At 47.2% G+C, this 16,256-nt stretch carries 13 protein-coding genes; 7 read left to right on the top strand and 6 right to left on the bottom strand.

Annotation, left to right across the window (positions count from 1 at the left end):
• Positions 1-151 precede the first annotated feature (151 nt).
• From L4B77_RS17170 to L4B77_RS17160, 3 genes are all read right to left on the bottom strand, one after another.
• On the bottom strand, positions 152-1,402 hold the full coding sequence (locus L4B77_RS17170) for a tetratricopeptide repeat protein (protein WP_429751924.1): 1,251 nt from the start codon (positions 1,400-1,402) through the stop codon (positions 152-154).
• A 308-nt stretch (positions 1,403-1,710) separates the two neighbouring features.
• The gene (locus L4B77_RS17165) at positions 1,711-2,313 is read right to left on the bottom strand and encodes a response regulator transcription factor (RefSeq protein WP_261840596.1); all 603 of its coding nucleotides are present in this window, start codon (positions 2,311-2,313) and stop codon (positions 1,711-1,713) included.
• 11 nt (positions 2,314-2,324) lie between these two features.
• Positions 2,325-4,196: a sensor histidine kinase gene (locus tag L4B77_RS17160; RefSeq protein WP_372093980.1), complete on the bottom strand. Its 1,872-nt coding sequence runs from the start codon at positions 4,194-4,196 to the stop codon at positions 2,325-2,327.
• 220 nt (positions 4,197-4,416) lie between these two features.
• Here L4B77_RS17160 and dsrO point away from each other — a divergent pair, with 220 nt between their 5' ends.
• The 5 genes from dsrO to L4B77_RS17135 all read left to right on the top strand — a co-directional run bounded on the left by dsrO (position 4,417) and on the right by L4B77_RS17135 (position 11,605).
• Positions 4,417-5,253 carry a sulfate reduction electron transfer complex DsrMKJOP subunit DsrO gene (gene dsrO, locus L4B77_RS17155; RefSeq protein ID WP_429751919.1) on the top strand — a complete coding sequence of 279 codons (837 nt, stop codon included), beginning with the start codon at positions 4,417-4,419 and terminating at the stop codon, positions 5,251-5,253.
• Positions 5,250-6,374: an NrfD/PsrC family molybdoenzyme membrane anchor subunit gene (gene nrfD / locus L4B77_RS17150; RefSeq protein WP_261840593.1), complete on the top strand. Its 1,125-nt coding sequence runs from the start codon at positions 5,250-5,252 to the stop codon at positions 6,372-6,374. The genes dsrO and nrfD overlap by 4 nt, the downstream gene beginning before the upstream one ends.
• A gap of 14 nt (positions 6,375-6,388) precedes the next feature.
• Complete coding sequence (locus tag L4B77_RS17145; RefSeq protein WP_429751917.1) at positions 6,389-9,481, top strand: tetrathionate reductase subunit A; 3,093 nt, start codon at positions 6,389-6,391, stop codon at positions 9,479-9,481.
• A gap of 411 nt (positions 9,482-9,892) precedes the next feature.
• Positions 9,893-10,534 carry a c-type cytochrome gene (locus tag L4B77_RS17140; RefSeq protein WP_429751915.1) on the top strand — a complete coding sequence of 214 codons (642 nt, stop codon included), beginning with the start codon at positions 9,893-9,895 and terminating at the stop codon, positions 10,532-10,534.
• A 9-nt stretch (positions 10,535-10,543) separates the two neighbouring features.
• Entirely contained in the window at positions 10,544-11,605 is a 1,062-nt protein-coding gene (locus tag L4B77_RS17135) for a c-type cytochrome (RefSeq protein ID WP_429751913.1), read from the top strand.
• 142 nt (positions 11,606-11,747) lie between these two features.
• Here L4B77_RS17135 and L4B77_RS17130 read toward each other — a convergent pair whose 3' ends face one another.
• Positions 11,748-12,677: a LysR family transcriptional regulator gene (locus L4B77_RS17130; RefSeq protein ID WP_372040557.1), complete on the bottom strand. Its 930-nt coding sequence runs from the start codon at positions 12,675-12,677 to the stop codon at positions 11,748-11,750.
• A 26-nt stretch (positions 12,678-12,703) separates the two neighbouring features.
• A complete protein-coding gene (locus L4B77_RS17125) occupies positions 12,704-13,144 on the bottom strand; it encodes an Lrp/AsnC family transcriptional regulator (RefSeq protein ID WP_429751911.1) in 441 nt (146 codons plus the stop codon).
• Positions 13,145-13,285: 141 nt separating this feature from the next.
• Here L4B77_RS17125 and L4B77_RS17120 point away from each other — a divergent pair, with 141 nt between their 5' ends.
• Complete coding sequence (locus L4B77_RS17120) at positions 13,286-13,870, top strand: LysE family translocator (RefSeq protein WP_261840587.1); 585 nt, start codon at positions 13,286-13,288, stop codon at positions 13,868-13,870.
• A 54-nt stretch (positions 13,871-13,924) separates the two neighbouring features.
• Here L4B77_RS17120 and L4B77_RS17115 read toward each other — a convergent pair whose 3' ends face one another.
• A complete protein-coding gene (locus tag L4B77_RS17115; RefSeq protein WP_429751922.1) occupies positions 13,925-14,257 on the bottom strand; it encodes a DUF1294 domain-containing protein in 333 nt (110 codons plus the stop codon).
• A gap of 214 nt (positions 14,258-14,471) precedes the next feature.
• On the opposite strand from L4B77_RS17115, the gene L4B77_RS17110 reads away from it, so the two are divergent.
• On the top strand, positions 14,472-16,244 hold the full coding sequence (locus tag L4B77_RS17110; protein WP_372040556.1) for an alpha-amylase family protein: 1,773 nt from the start codon (positions 14,472-14,474) through the stop codon (positions 16,242-16,244).
• The last annotated feature ends 12 nt before the right edge of the window (positions 16,245-16,256 follow it).

Raw genomic sequence — 16,256 nt, 5'->3', positions numbered from 1 at the left:
ACTCTACGATTACATGGTCAAATGTATGAAAGAACTGGCAAAGCCAGAGCCTGATATTAACTCTCTTCTGCCTTGGAACGTCTCACACTGAAATTAAAACGCCCCGTGGGATTATGGGGCGCATACTATTTATCAATAATCTAACCCGATATTAGTGGTTATTTTTCCAACTGGGTTCAACCGTCGCCTGACTAAAGTCCAAAGCACCACGGTTCACATTTGTCGGCTTATCCGCTGAATTTGTCTCTGGGGTGTTGTCTTGCTTTGTCGTATCACTCTCTTGGCTAGCTCTCGCCAGCTGACTGTAATCGAATTTCGAATCAGGCTCACTCGCCGATGATCGGTTTAGACCATGGCTCTCGACACTGAATTCATCACAATTTTCATCTGAAATGTCACACTCCTTCTTGGGAATAGGAACATGACGCTTATAGAGCTTGTTGAATGCTTTAATGATCGAGTGTTTAGTGATGGCTCCTTGAGTCAACTTATTCATTATTGGCTTAGTCAGAGCTTGTAATCCTACTATCGTCTCCACACCAAGTACGCCGCCGACTTTGTCTCGCAATGGTTTGGCATCGGTGTAACCAAAATGAGCTGATAAAAACAGCCAGATATAGGCAATAGTATTACCCTGTTCGCCATGATCTATCCAAGCTTCGCCCGCTAAAAACATCGCTTCTGCATTATTTTTTTCAGCGGCCGTTTCAAACCAATACACCGCTTCACCGTGATTAGCCTCAACACCAACACCGTTTAAATAACTCATACCCAGTTTTATGTTGCCATTTAGGTTGTTATTTTTCGCGGCTTTATGGTACCACTCAACTGAACTTTCAGCTGAATAGTCCGGATTTTCTTTGTTTAAGCACCATTCCCCCATATAGAGCATCGCTTCGGTATTGCCACCAATCGCAGATTCTTCAATGTAGGTATACCCTTTCAGGATGTTTTTATCGGTACCAAGGCCAAGCACCAGCGCTTTACCCATCTCAAACTTCGCACCCAAATCGTTATCCAATGCCGATATCGCAATCTTCCAAAAACAGGCTTTTTCTCTAAGTACGAGATCATCTTGGCGTTTCATACTCAGGCGCACAATGCCATACATACCATTGATATTATCGAGTTGTGCCGCTTTGTCGTACCAATACAGAGCTTCCTTAATATTGTTACGTTCAGCTTCTTTTGCTAAATACAGAATCGACGGTACATGTCCGGTTTCAGCTTTAAAGTGGCGTTCTTTTTGCTCTTGAATACGCGCTTTTTCAATCGCTTTTCGATAACTGTCGGCCCGCGCTTTACGTTCTTGTTCCAAGCGCTGCTTTTTTAGCGATAAAGAAACTAGCCAAACCGCCACAAGTATTAACGAAAGAGCCGCGGCACTAATTGCAATTCCCATTGTACTCATAAAATATTTTAACCTAATTCGGCTGATACCAGACTCAACGCAGAGAGAATGTTCAACCCTTAGTGAATGTTGTGTTTCGAATAACAAGGAGAAGCGCCGTGATGAATGCGTTCCGTCCTAAAATGACCGTCGTTCAGTATCTCAAGATTACATTGCGATAAGTCGCCTAGGGGCAGCAACTCATAGACGGTGTGATCTTGCTTCAATACCGACAAATCATGAAGCGTTCCTTTTATCAGCCCCCTAGAAGTCAGCAGTCACATCGGTGTTTTCCTATCAGGAATATCGCCCGACTATCGTTACGTCAATTGACCATATACATAAGCAAGCTCAGCGACCGTTTTAGCCGAGAATTTCTTCATCAAACTGGCTCGGTGTACTTCCACTGTTCTCATTGCAATGCATAATTCATCGGCGATCTTTTGGTTACGCTTGCCATCTATGATCTGCTTAAGAATATCTATCTCACGTGTGGTCAACGATGCATATGCTTGTCGGTACACGTTCAGATGTAGGCGCTTTTCCGAAGCCTTTAACCCTTGCTTGATTGCCTCAGCTAACTCGCGACCTTTAACTGGCTTTTGAAAGAAATTCACCGCGCCGGCTTGTAAGGCTTCGACCGCCATTGGCACATCACCATGGCCTGTCAGGTAAATCACCGACAGTGGGCTCTGCGCTTTCACCATTAACTCATGAACTTGCTGGCCTCTCATCTCTGGCATTCGGCTGTCTAACACCACACACCCCGGCACACTCAAATCCACTGAATCCAAAAAACTCAGGCCATCTTCAAAAGCTGACACGGTGAAATCATGTTCTTCTAATAGGAACACCAACGAGTCGCGCATCGACTCATCGTCATCAACCACGTAGACAGGAAGCCTTTGATGGCGTTCAGACATAACAAGATTCCTTATGAATCATTTGAAAGAGAGAAAGGCAGTGTCACCGCAACATGACAGCCATGCGGGTTCAGTGACTTGATGGCCATTTGCCCACTGTGATCTTCTATCACATCTTGGCAAATCGCGAGCCCTAACCCCAAGCCGTTTTCTTTGCTGCTCACAAAAGCTTGAGTCACTTCTTGTTCAGTGAATTCTAACCCCGTGCCGTTATCGATAATCGACAACATCATTTTATCCGGTTGATACTCGGTAATCACTTTAATTGTCGCGGGTTGACTATTTTTGTTATCAATATCAGACATGGCGCTTTGTTGGCGATGCTGTTGTACGTTACACGCATCGGTCGCGTTGTTGATCAAGTTTACTATCACCTGCTGCAACCCCACAGAATCGACATACCATTGGATAGGATGCCCAACAGCATGACGTTCCATGATTATCTTGTGCTTCTGTAAGCGAAATTGCAGCAGCTCAATGGTGTCTGTTAGTAACTGCTCGATATCCGTTTGAGATTTCTTTGATGAGCGTTTCTTTATCATGTTTCTCAAGCGTTGAATAATCGCATCAGCACGATCCACTTGAGACTGAATCTTCTCGAACACAGGCTCTATATCTGTCAGTGGCTTGTTCTTCGAAATCCGCAGTAAACCACCTTCGCTATAGTTACGAATCGCTGCCAAAGGCTGATTGATCTCGTGTGCTAAGCTACTTCCAAGTTCACCAACGACCGCGATACGTTGAGAATGCTCTAGCTGTTCACTCTTGCTTTTTAACTGGTGTAAGGTGGATTCCAACTGCTTTTTACTGCGGCTAAATTTATACTCTAACCAGAAGTGGTAAGCATTCAATAGCACCACCAGAATAAAGAACGCCCATGCCCACTGTTGATTGAACTTAAGCCAAATTAGCGCTTCTTTCCACCAAGGTTGTTGCAGTGGGTGCATGTCGAGTTGTTGATAAAGTTTATCGATCGGAAGCAGGCTTGTCGGTGACGTCCAACCCGATGCATTCGCTGCAATGGCGGGCGCACTGCTCTTAGGCATCGCAAATAACACCTGACTCATCTGTTTGGCCAGTGCCGAAGAAGCCCGTTCTGTTTTGGCAAACGACCAATTGGGGTACAACGGCGTAGACACTTGGCATCGGAACCCCTTAGGCGCTTGGTTGTCGATAACTCGATATTGCCCCGCGATCAATAAACCTTCACTGATCATGTTCTCGACTAAACAAACTGGAACCACCGCCGCTTCGATATGCCCCTCACGCAGTTGATACAAACTGGCGTCGATCGGGAAGCCCAAAAATTGGGTGTTAGAGAAAAAGCGGTTGGGATTAAGCCCTTGTTGCATCACTTGATAACGCATTGTTAGATAGCCACCGAATGCATTTTCAGAGACGGCCGCAATCGGCTTACCGCTTAATTGTTCGAGCGAGATATAAGGTGACATTCTCCTCACCACCAAGGCAGAGCCAATACTTCGGGTATTGCTGATGCTTCGATCTTCGAAATTATGGCTAGTCATGGTCGCCATCCAAGAGAGGTCATATTGACGACCTAATCGTACCGCCTGACCCGGATTGGTGATGACAAAGTCGACCTCAACACCTTTTACCGCTTCGGCCATCTCTTCCAAGTTGAAAGGTTTCAAGACAAAGTGTTTTCCGGGAATGCGCTCCGACAGCCAATCCATCGTCGGCTGCCAACGCTGCTGTGCGGAACGCTTGCCTCGGATAGCCAGTACACCGACCTCAATAACCTGTTCCGACTCAACAGCACTGGTCGCTTTAACCTCTTGCTCCGTTTGAGCGGCTAAACAGATTCCTGCGGTTAGGCTCAACCACCAGAGGCTAACGATTAATATTAGGTTTCGGACTGTCACTAAAATCTCTTTCTCCACACTGACGGCATGTACACTCAAATAACAGCATTGACGACACGTTAAATAGCGCGTTTACACAAAGCATAACAGCTAGATTGATAAAACCACATTTGTTCTAGATCAACTTTGATCTGGGTATGTGGAAATCCACAATACCCAGCGTACACCCAAAAGCTAACAATGAGCCCAATAGATAGAATACCCATTTATAGGTAACAACATGGACTCATTGAAAAGACGGTTTCTCAGCCAGTTCGGCAAGGTTTCCGCGGGTGCTGCGCTCATTCCCATCACCGGAATCAACACTGCAGTCGCAAGCACCGCCATTCGCAATAACAACCAACCTGACCGCAAAGGCGAAGTCGGTAAACGCTACGCCATGGCGGTTGATTTACGTAAATGCGTTGGCTGTCAGGCGTGTACAGTTGGCTGTAGCGTTGAAAACCAAGCGCCGATTGGTCAGTTCAGAACCACCGTAAAACAATATGAAGTCTCCCTTGATGATGGTTCAATCGCTCAACAAAACGTAAAATCGTTCATGTTGCCTCGCCTGTGCAATCACTGTGATAACGCTCCCTGCATCAAGGTTTGTCCTGTTCAAGCGACCTTCCAACGTGAAGACGGCATTGTGATGGTCGACAACGAACGCTGCGTAGCCTGTGCTTACTGTATTCAAGCTTGTCCTTACGACGCTCGATTCATCAATAACGACACCCTTACCGCTGACAAATGTACCTTCTGTGCACACCGCCTTGAAGACGGCTTACTGCCCGCTTGTGTTGAAACCTGTGTTGGTGGCGCGCGTGTGATTGGTGACCTTAAAGATCCAAACAGTGAGATCAACCGCTTACTCAATGAAAACCAAGACGACATCAAAGTACTGAAGCCAGAGCAAAATACCAATCCACATGTTTTCTATATCGGCATGAACGCGCGTTTCGTTAGCCATATAGAAGGTCAGCCTGCGATTTATGATCCAGCCGCCATTGATAACTCGTCCTTTGGCAAACAAGATTCAGCCATCGCAACACTAGGAAAACAAGGAGAGACAGCATGAATATCACTGAGGTGTTAGTTCCCGCTCAAGAGATCGCTTGGCTACCGTGGGCAGTTCAGTATTTCTTCTACATCGGCTCAGCGTACGCGGCTGCGATTCTGTTTTTGATTGCCCTGATATTCAAAAATTCAACCAGCCATCAATTCCGTTCAGCCCTTGTGCTTGTGCTGGCCATCGGCGCGATTGTTGGGCCATTAGCTTTAACTGGTGATTTGCACCAACCGGGACGTGCGTGGCATTTCTACGCTCACATCACACCTTGGTCATGGATGTCGTTAGGATCTCTGTTTCTACCTTTGTTCTCTGGGTTAGCTGTTACAACCGCATGGGTTTACCTGCGTGATGACATCGCACAGCTCAAAGAGAGTGAAAACCCACTGCTAAAACGCCTGTCTTGGTTAACACTGGGCCATTGGCAGATATCGAAAAAAGTGATGATTGCATTAGCCGCTGCAACTGCGTTATCAGGCCTAAGCATCGCGCTTTATACAGGCGCCGAGATTGCGATTTTGGCGAGCCGACCGCTTTGGCATCAACCGGCTTCTCCGCTGCTTTGGTTCACGACCGCGTTCTTTGCTGCAACGGGTTTAACCCTATTGATTTGGGCTTTGTTGCCATCCACCAAGCCAAGCTTAAAACCAACAGACCTCGCTCTAGTACAAAGAACCATTACCTTAACGGGTGGCCTTGCCATCATTCTCATGTCGATTTGGGCATCTAACCATGATCACTTGAATCTGTATGAGAACGACGCTTGGAGCGTCAATTTGGGCATCATGACCACCAGCATTTTACTGTGCATGATCTTAGTTCTGCCACTGCAACGCCTATCACAAAGTAAGCTAGGAATTATCGCTGTTGCGCTTGCAACCATGGTTTCAGCATGGGCGGTACGCTGGGTCACCATGATGGAAGTTCAAACCATTCCACGTTTTGATGTAGGCCCATTCCCTTATGAACTGCCTATGGGTAGCGCAGGATTACTCGGCATCGTTGGCATGTGTGGTCTGTGGCTAGCACTTGCGTTGTTCGCCTCTGAAATCGTGTCTACTCGTTCGGGGCCGAAAACGATATCAGCTCAAAACACATCATCACCACTTAACCGCTCACATAGCTTGTAGTCTGAGGAATCACCATGGATAACAAACGTCGTCAATTTTTGAAAACAGGTCTTGCTGCTGGTGGTGTGGGCGCCTTTGCTGCAGGTTATGCGACAACCACAAAGCATATCGTTCACGGTGCTATCGACGGCACCGCAGGTAAGAAAACCAACCACATCCACCACGGTAATTCGTTAGAGACCGAATACAGTGTCGATGAGCAAGGTAAGATCTCACCAAATCCAAACCAACGCGTGGCACCCTCAATGTGTTTTGGTTGCTGGACACTGTGTGGCTTACGTGTACGCATCGACAATCGCAATGACGAGATCTTGCGTATTTCAGGTAACCCATATCACCCGCTATCAAGTGACCAGCAGATCCCGTTCAAAACACCGGTAAAAGATGCCTACATTGGCTTGTCTGGTGAATCCGGTATCAATAATCGCTCGACCGCCTGCGCCCGTGGTAATGGCATGCTAGAGATTCAAAACAGCCCATACCGAATCACTCAGCCACTGAAACGCGTCGGTAAGCGTGGTGAAGGCAAGTGGGAGCCAATCAGCTACGAGCAACTTATCTCTGAGATCACCGAGGGGGGCGACTTGTTCGGTGAAGGCGAAGTTGAGGGTTTACGTTCGATTCGCGATATCGAAACACCACTCGATCCAAACAACCCTGAATACGGTCCAAAAGCCAACCAGTTATTGGTGACTAATGCCGGAAATGAAGGCCGTGACGACATTTTGAAGCGCTTTGCATTTAACAGTTACGGCACACGCAACTTTGGTCACCACGGATCTTACTGTGGCTACGCGTTCCGCGCAGGTTCTGGCGCGATCATGAATGACTTAGATAAGTTCTCGCACTTAAAGCCCGACTTTAATAACGCCGAGTTCATTCTATTCATCGGTATGTCTCCAGCACAAGCGGGTAACCCGTTTAAGCGCCAAGCACGACAACTGGCTGAGGCTCGTACCAACGGAAAACTCAGCTACACCATCGTCACACCAAGCCTTCCAGCAGGTTCTTCAAGCCTTGCAGCAGGTGATCGCAACAATTGGCTACCGATCAAACCGGGCACCGATTCAGCATTGGTACTGGGTATGATCCAATGGATCATTAAAAACCAACGCTACAATCATGACTTCTTGTCTCGTCCAAGTGCACAGGCGATGCAAAATGCAGGCACTGCACACTGGTGTAACGCTTCACACCTTGTGATCAGTGACGAAACACACCCGCAAAATGGGCGTATGCTTCGTGCTTCGGATATGGGTTTACTCGAAATGGGCGAACCACTGTCTGACGAAGATGCCTTTATCGTCTTGGATACAACAACGTCACAATTCACAGCAAATATTCAGGTGGATGAAGCGGAACTATTCGTTGATCAAGACATAGAGATCGATGGCCAGACTGTTCGTGTTAAATCTTCTCTACAAAGATTAAAAGACGAAGCCTTCAAATATGACCTTGCTTACTACAGTGAGCAGTGTGACATCCCACAAGACCAAATTATTGCGCTCGCAAAACGCTTTACGAGCTACGGGACGAAAGCGGTTGTCGATACACACGGTGGCAACATGCACACCAACGGCTTCTACAACTCGTTCTCTATTTTGATGCTGAACGCGCTGATCGGTAACATCAATATGAAAGGCGGTGCGATGGCGAAAGCCGGCGGCTACCCAACTTCAGTTGCAGGCCCTCGCTACGATTTTACTAAGTTCAAAGGTAAGACTAAGCCTCAAGGCGTGTTCTTGTCTCGCAGCAAGTTCCCATATCACAAGACCAGTGAATACAAGCGTCGTGTTGCGGCAGGTCAACCACCCTACCCAACGCGCGCGCCTTGGTACCCAATCTCAGCACCGCTTTTAACTGAGCACTTATCAGCTGCGATTGATGGCTATCCTTACCGAGCAAAGGCATGGATCAACCACATGGCGAACCCACTTTATGGTGTTCCGGGTTTAGACAACCTATTAGGCGAGAAGCTTAAGGACCCAAAACAGCTTGGCTTGATCGTCTCTATCGATGCCTTCATTAATGAAACGACAGCCTTATCGGATTACCTCGTACCAGACACGGTGACCTACGAAAGCTGGGGCATGGCAACTCCGTGGCATGGTGTCGCGACCAAAGCGATCACCGCTCGCTGGCCGATTGTTGAGCCTAAAACCTCCCGCACTCAAGACGGACGAGCCATCAACCTAGAGAACTTCTTTATTGATGTGGCGAAAACGCTTGGCCTAGGAGGCTTCGGCGACAACGTAATCAAAGACAATCAAGGCAACTGGCATGGTATTCATAGCGCTGAAGATTTCTACCTACGATCGGCGGCAAACTTAGCCTTCGTCAAAGGTGGCGTACCGAACGTCGATGCGGAAGATATTGTTTGGTCTGGTCTCGAACGCCTAGTGCCAGTGATGAACAAAACGCTCAAGCCTGAAGAGATGCTCAAGGTAGCGTATATCTTTGCGCGTGGCGGCCGTTTTGAAGACGCCACCAATGCCTACACCAATGAAACCATGAAGTACAAATGGACCAAGCCACTGGCTATTTGGAATGAAAAGCTGGGAACCTCTCGCAATACCATCAGTGGCGAGCAATATATGGGTTGCCCGACATGGTACCCACAAAAACTGGCAGACGGCACACCTTTGGCTGAGCAATTCCCAGCAAAAGAGTGGCCATTTACGCTAACCAACTTTAAGTCCAACATTCACAGTGCGGTATCGAATTTGTCACCACGCTTAAAATCCATCAAAGGGGTAAATCCAGTTTACATCCACCCGCAAGACGCTTCTTCTGCGGGAATCAAAACCGGTGACGTGTTTGCCATTGAAACTCCGAGCTCAACCACACATGCATTGGCAATGGTGATCGATGGCATCAAACCGGGCACATTAGGCTTTGAACACGGCTTTGGTCATAAAGAACTCGGTGAGCGTGCACACTGGATCGGTGACACACAACAACCCGTGAAAATGAAGTCAAACGATGGCGTTAACATTAATGATATTGGCTTGATTGACCCAACGCGAGAAGGCAAAGGTGTGATGTTGGATTGGGTTGTGGGTGCAGCAGCAAGGCAAGCGCTTCCGGCTAAGATCTACAAAGTCTAGGCGTTAACAGCTCCCCTATTTCAGTCAAATCAAGACCGGGCACAGTAGAGCAACTTCGTCATTCGAGGTTGCTCTGCTTTTTTTAAGCTATTCAACGCCAAAGCATCAATTCTTCACATCACTTCCCTGCAAGTTTCTCACCTAGCCCCATTAAGCGTCTATGCTTATACAATCGGTGCCATAAAGAGCCTTAACAAGCAGTCACACCGAGGCGAACATGGCAGTTCCCTTGCACTTCGTTAACGGCAGTTGGATTCACCTATCGAAATCCACATCAATACCACCATGGTGATTGAGGTTATTAATGTGAGACTTACCTCAAGTTCCCAGTGAATTAATGTGGAAATCCACAATAGCGCGAACAACCAATTATGTCGAAAATGCGTGCATTACAACCAATAGCGACGCCTCATGATTAAGCTGAACATAAAAACTCAAACTCTAACGCTTTGCATCGCTGCTCTAGGAAGCCTTTCTTTATCCGGTTTTGCACAAGCAGCACCCAATCCAATGCCAGAAGCTGCAGAAACCTGCAGTGGCTGCCACCAAGCCGACGGGAAAGGCATGCCCGATATCGCCCCTATGCTTGCAGGGCTCAATGCTGATTACCTCGAACAACAGCTTGTTCTGTTCTCAAGTGGTGAGCGTCAAAGCGCGATCATGAAGGGCATGGCTGATGGTGTCTCTGATCCTGCGATTCGTCGGGAAGTTGCTGAATACTTCGCTTCACTACCTTCATACGACTTCACCGATTTAGAACAACGCGGCTCACAAGCCGATATCGATAACCCGTATCGTAAACTTGTCTTCCAAGGTGATTGGGATCGAAACATTCCTGCTTGTGCAACCTGTCATGGGCCAAGTGGTATGGGTGTCGACAAATTCCCACGCCTAGCGAGCCAGCATGCCGACTACATTCAGACTCAGCTCAACGCTTGGAAAAACGGCACTCGTAAGGGTGATGATTTAAACATGATGGGCAATATCGCCAGCAAGTTAACCGACGATGAGATAAAAAACCTCTCTTACTACTTCGCATCTTTCCGATACTAAAGGGCTCGCATGAAAACATTACTTCTAATTACCGCAACCCTTGCCTCTGGAATCGCTTATGCCGAAGGTGAGTTGCCCGATCGCCAAACCGAACTGCCCGCTGTTGAAAAACCACAAGATAATAAATATCTGGTGCCACGCGACTTGGTCGATATTCCTGATGGGGAGTTTGGCGACAAAGTAAAACTGGGCTATTCCCTGTTTGTCGATTCACAACAGATGCGTGGTACGTTCGTCGGCAACGAGCAAAACTGCGTAAATTGCCACATGCAAGCAGGCATGAAGCCTAACGCTGCCCCTCTTTGGGGTGCGTATATGGCCTACCCTGCGTATCGTTCCAAGAACGACAAAGTAAACAGCTACGCAGAGCGTATCCAAGGTTGCTTCACCTACTCAATGAATGGTCTGCCACCGGCTGAGGGTTCAAAAGAGATGGTCGCACTGACGGCGTATTCATACTGGCTGGCGATGGGCGGAATCTTAGATAAGAACGGCATGCAAGACACGCCTGTTCCTGAGATCAGCGATGCTGACTTACAAGTCGGTGGTAAAGCGGAAAGCTTCCCTCTCCCTGAAGAGCTGTTAAGCAAATACCCAATCGATGACCGCAGTAAACTGGCCGGCCGTGGCTACCCTAAGATTGCAAACCCTGAACAAGAGCAATCGATAGCGCGTGGCGAAAAGGTTTACCAAACCAGTTGTCAAACCTGCCATGGTCAAAATGGTGAAGGCATTAAAGGATCAGACGGCCGTTCATACTTCCCACCACTGTGGGGCGAAAACGCGTATAACTGGGGCGCGGGTATGCACCGCGTGAACACCGCTGCCTACTTTATCTATGAAAACATGCCGCTTGGAAAGAGCCAGCAGCTTTCGATTCAAGATGCTTGGGATGTGGCTGCATTTGTGAATAGTCATGAACGCCCACAAGACCCACGATACAAAGGTGATGTTGCAGGTAATACTAAGCGTTATCACAACCACCAAGGCTACTATGGTAAAGAAGTCGACGGTGATGTGCTGGGTTCCAAAGCTTATCCGAGTGGTAAAGAAGTGATTCATGAGCATTGATAGGTATTAGTGAGCATGAGCCGTTCGCGCCAGCTATAGTTAAGCTTTACATTGTAAATTAGCTATAGCCGGAGGAATAAAAAGGAGCCAGACCGTTCGACGTTCTGGCTCCTTTTTTATGTTTGAACGATTAGAAAAACAACTAACCTTGCTGCATCTTCTCCCAAATGGTTGGAGAACCGATATAACCTTGAACCGTAGTAATGAATTCTTTAACCAGTTTGGTCTGCTTGCGGTGTGGATACACCGCGTAGATGGCAGTATCCGTCGTAGAAATCGGGTAATCCGGAAGTAAGGTGACTAAGCCGAGCTCTTTCATTGAGGCATACAAATTCGATTGATCAAGGAAGCCATACCCTAAGCCATCTTTCACACAAGACACCATGGTACGCACATCACTCACCTTACAGTTGCCTCGAATCGTTAGGCTCTGGAAGGTGTTGCCATGCGGCTCTTCACTGATGCGTAGATGGTCGACCGTCATATCGCCATTGGTATAAATCACCGCAGGCAGCGCGAGCAGATCTTGCGGCGTTTTGGGTTCACCGTGCTCCTTCACAAAACCGTTTGATGCCACGAGCATGAAGTTACTGTCGGCAATTTTCTTGGCAATCAAGTTGGATTCAACAAGCTTACTGAAGCGAAACGCAATATCAAACTGCCCAGCAATGATATTGGTGATCTTATCGTCTAATGAAAGTACGATCTGAACATCCGGGTACTGCCTCATGAACTGAGTGATAATAGGTTGCAGATATTGTTGACCAAAATAGATTGGTGAGGTAATTCTCAGCACGCCTTGGGGCTCGGACTGGTAAGAATCGGCTATGCCTTGTATCTGATTGATGGTGTCTTTCAACACATAAGTTTGCGCGAGAATATCTTCCCCTGCCGACGTCAAAGAAAACGAACGTGTAGAACGGTTGAGCAGCTGTACACCTAAATCCTGCTCGAGTTTTTTGATCTGTTTAGAGAGCGACGAATTGTCCATATCATGCAAGGTGGCTGCTTTGGTAAACGACCCTTGTTGAACCACATCTAAGAACAACAACAACTGATTGGTATTTGGCACTGTGCCTCTCCAGAAATTAAACTCGACTAGCGTTCGTCTTTGGGGGTATCCATCACAACCATGGTCGTGATGGATTGAACCTGAGCACATTCCCCAAGGACATCGGCATGAAACTTCTTATAGCTTGGTAGGTCTTTGGTTTCGCCCCTGAGCAAGTACTCGTTGGCACCGGTAATGTTGTGGCACTCCACCACCTCTTTTTCCATGCTAACGTGTTGTTCAAACTCCAACTGGGCGGCTTTACTGTGGCTCGATAAACCAATCGAAACATAAGCAATAAAACCGACACCCATCAACCCGTTATCCAAAACTGCACGGTAGCCTTGAATAATACCTTTGCGCTCGAGATCTTGTACTCGCCTTAGGGTTGCTGAAGCCGACAAACCAATCCGTTCTGAAAGCTCAATATTGGAGATTCTGCCGTCCAATTTAAGCTCTTGCAATATCCTTTCGTCAAATCTATCCATAAGTACTTATTATTGTGCATTTAGTGATAATAGATGAAATAAAAGCACATAATTGCCTCATTTTCCACCTACTATGTTTCTCAACACGTGAAAGTCATGATCGGTCAGTCACTTCGTTCATTTTATTGCTGGAGAACCATTATGCCTTTAGAACAACTTAGCGCACTTGCCTTATTTGCGTTTGTCTCGACCTTCACACCGGGTCCAAATAACATCATGCTCATGACATCAGGTGCAAACGTTGGCTTTGCCCGAACCATTCCACACATGTTAGGTATTGCACTTGGGTTTGCAGCCATGTTGCTGCTGGTTGGTTTCGGCTTGATGGGTGTTTTCAATGCTTACCCAGTGACGCACCAAATACTGAAATACCTGAGCCTTGCTTACCTCGTGTACCTTGCAATCAAGATAGCCATGAGTGGCAAAGCCAAAAGCACCGAGGCTTACAAGCCAATGACCTTCATCGGCGCTGCAAGTTTTCAGTGGGTGAATCCGAAAGGTTGGTCGATGGCGCTGACTGCGTTCTCCGTTTATAGCAGCGGCAGTTCGTGGTGGGAGCTTGCGATCATCGCAGGTATCTTCACGCTCGCGAACTTACCGTCAGTGACCTTCTGGACGGCGGCAGGTAAACAGCTGCAACACTGGTTAACAACCCCCATCCGCATCAAAAGCTTCAACTACGGTATGGCGTGCTTGCTTCTAGCATCAACGATTCCGATGCTCTAACCGACCCATATTACCGATTGATGGCGAGTAGACAAATACTGGCCATCACATTCGTTAAAAATACCCAATCATATCACTCACCCAACGACCAAACATCACCTGCCCACTCGGTGTTAAGGTCCATACAAACGCTGCAACATTGACTACCACTGTCACCCAATAGATAGCTCTGAACGGCTGCTTCTGCGTTTTATGTCGCAACGTATCTTGAGCGATCAGCGCCCCTAGCCAACCACCAACAACAGAAAAAATATGCAGGGTTTTCTCTGGCACACGCCAATTGCCTTTGATCGCGGCTCGCTTATCCTTTGCGTACACCAAAAACGTTACCACACCAATAACGAGATACCACACCAGCAGCGTTTTAGAACTTTCAGCAAACAACATAGATCCCGCCACCAGAACCAAATAAGTGATAACGATTTGAATAGATGAAGACAACGTCGACTCCTTTTGAGTAACAGCTCACATACTGTAGCAATTACGCCCTGAAAATTTGAATAAGGATGAGTAAAGCATATTGCAATTCAGTTAGCCTGCCAAAAATACACCAGCCCTTTCATCCTGACATAACAGGATGGAAGTTAAAGGAATTATAAATATGTACAACCAAAAATACGCCATCTACCAAGTTTTTACGCGTTTATTTGGCAATAAAAACACCCAACCTATTCCATGGGGCACAATCGAGCAAAATGGCGTCGGCAAGTTCAGTGACTTTACCGACAAAGCGCTGTCTGAAATCCGCAAACTCGGCATGACTCATATTTGGTATACCGGAGTGCCACATCACGCCGTCATCAATGATTACAAACACATCGGGATCTCAGACGATCATCCGAGCGTAGTGAAAGGCCGCGCAGGCTCACCTTATGCGGTTAAAGATTACTACTCCGTCAACCCAGATCTCGCCGATCATCCTGAGCAAGGTGTAGAAGAGTTTGAGGCATTAATCAAAAGAAGCCACAACAACGGCTTAAAAGTGATCATCGATATCGTTCCTAACCACGTTGCACGTCATTATATAGGGTTAAATAATCCTGAAGGCGTCAGTGACTTTGGGACTCACGATGACACTACGCAGGCATACCACAAAGACAATAACTTCTACTACATCCCCAACAGCACCTTTGAACTGCCGGAGATAGAGCCAGCTTTTACACCGCTTGGTGGTGAGTCGCACCCTAACCTACGTTCACCGTTTATCGAAGTGCCCGCCAAATGGACAGGAAACGGCTCACGCTTAGCGAAACCGGATTTCGACGATTGGTATGAAACCGTGAAAATAAATTACGGTGTACGCCCTGACGGCACAAAAGACTTTCCTGAGCTACCCAAAAACTATGCCCAGCGTGATTACCGCGATCATTATCATTTCTGGGAATCAGTAACGGTACCTAACTCTTGGGTTAAATTCCGAGACATCGCCTTATTCTGGTTAGCCAAAGGCGTTGACGGCTTTCGCTACGACATGGCTGAAATGGTGCCTGTCGAGTTTTGGAGCTACCTTAACGCCTCGATAAAGATGCACACCCCGGAGGCTTTGCTAATGGCAGAGGTGTATCAGCCAGACTTATACCGAGACTATATTCACCTAGGCAAAATGGACTACTTATATGACAAGGTTGACCTATACGACGGCCTCAAAGCCATCATGCAGGGCAAAGCTTCAACAGCCATCATCCCTGAGATCCAACATCGACTGATGGACATTGAGCACCACATGCTGCACTTCTTGGACAATCATGATGAGCAGCGCATCGCTTCTCCCGAGTTTGTTGGCAATCCACATGTCGCAAAGCCTGCGATGCTAGTCAGCGCGTTATTGAGCAGTTCTCCAACCATGATCTACTTTGGGCAAGAAGTTGGAGAACCGGGGGCGGACAATGCAGGCTTTGGACAACCCTCGCGTACATCCATCTTTGACTACATCGGCGTCCCACAGCACCAAAAATGGATGAACCACGGTGCATTTGATGGCGGGTTACTGAACGATAGCGAAAAACAGCTCCGATGCTTCTACAGAAAGGTAATGAATTTTTCGCTAGCGCATTCATCGATGACGGGTGACTACCGAGACTTACACCAGAGCAATAACTTAAGCGATTCGGTATACGCCTTCCTACGCTATAACGACCAAGAACTCACCATCGTTGCGGTAAATTTCAGCCAGCACGCCACAGAAAGTATTCAAATAGAGATTTCACATGACGTCATTCAAAAACTCAAACGAGTTGATGGCAATTACTTACTTGATGAGCAGATTGAAGGCATAGCGCAACAAGTGCTCAATATTGAGAACGGTGTTGGCCGTTTTAATGTTGAATTGAAACCATTGGCATCTTTGGCTTGGGTGCTATCCTTACATGGATAATATATTTATCAC

Origin of the sequence: Vibrio minamisatsumaniensis, from assembly GCF_050337445.1 — a bacterium.
Classification (GTDB): Bacteria; Pseudomonadota; Gammaproteobacteria; order Enterobacterales; family Vibrionaceae; genus Vibrio; species Vibrio artabrorum.
The sequence above is the reverse complement of the archived record's forward strand: the minus strand, read 5'-3'. Positions and strand labels throughout refer to the sequence as shown.

Bases quoted from the DNA above. Each gene is read 5' to 3' on its own strand.
- L4B77_RS17110 (WP_372040556.1), top strand. From the start codon at position 14,472: ATGTACAACCAAAAATACGCCATCTACCAAGTTTTTACGCGTTTATTT.
- L4B77_RS17140 (WP_429751915.1), top strand. From the start codon at position 9,893: ATGATTAAGCTGAACATAAAAACTCAAACTCTAACGCTTTGCATCGCT.
- L4B77_RS17145 (WP_429751917.1), top strand. From the start codon at position 6,389: ATGGATAACAAACGTCGTCAATTTTTGAAAACAGGTCTTGCTGCTGGT.
- dsrO (WP_429751919.1), top strand. From the start codon at position 4,417: ATGGACTCATTGAAAAGACGGTTTCTCAGCCAGTTCGGCAAGGTTTCC.
- L4B77_RS17125 (WP_429751911.1), bottom strand. From the start codon at position 13,144: ATGGATAGATTTGACGAAAGGATATTGCAAGAGCTTAAATTGGACGGC.
- nrfD (WP_261840593.1), top strand. From the start codon at position 5,250: ATGAATATCACTGAGGTGTTAGTTCCCGCTCAAGAGATCGCTTGGCTA.
- L4B77_RS17115 (WP_429751922.1), bottom strand. From the start codon at position 14,257: ATGTTGTTTGCTGAAAGTTCTAAAACGCTGCTGGTGTGGTATCTCGTT.
- L4B77_RS17170 (WP_429751924.1), bottom strand. From the start codon at position 1,402: ATGGGAATTGCAATTAGTGCCGCGGCTCTTTCGTTAATACTTGTGGCG.
- L4B77_RS17135 (WP_429751913.1), top strand. From the start codon at position 10,544: ATGAAAACATTACTTCTAATTACCGCAACCCTTGCCTCTGGAATCGCT.
- L4B77_RS17165 (WP_261840596.1), bottom strand. From the start codon at position 2,313: ATGTCTGAACGCCATCAAAGGCTTCCTGTCTACGTGGTTGATGACGAT.
- L4B77_RS17120 (WP_261840587.1), top strand. From the start codon at position 13,286: ATGCCTTTAGAACAACTTAGCGCACTTGCCTTATTTGCGTTTGTCTCG.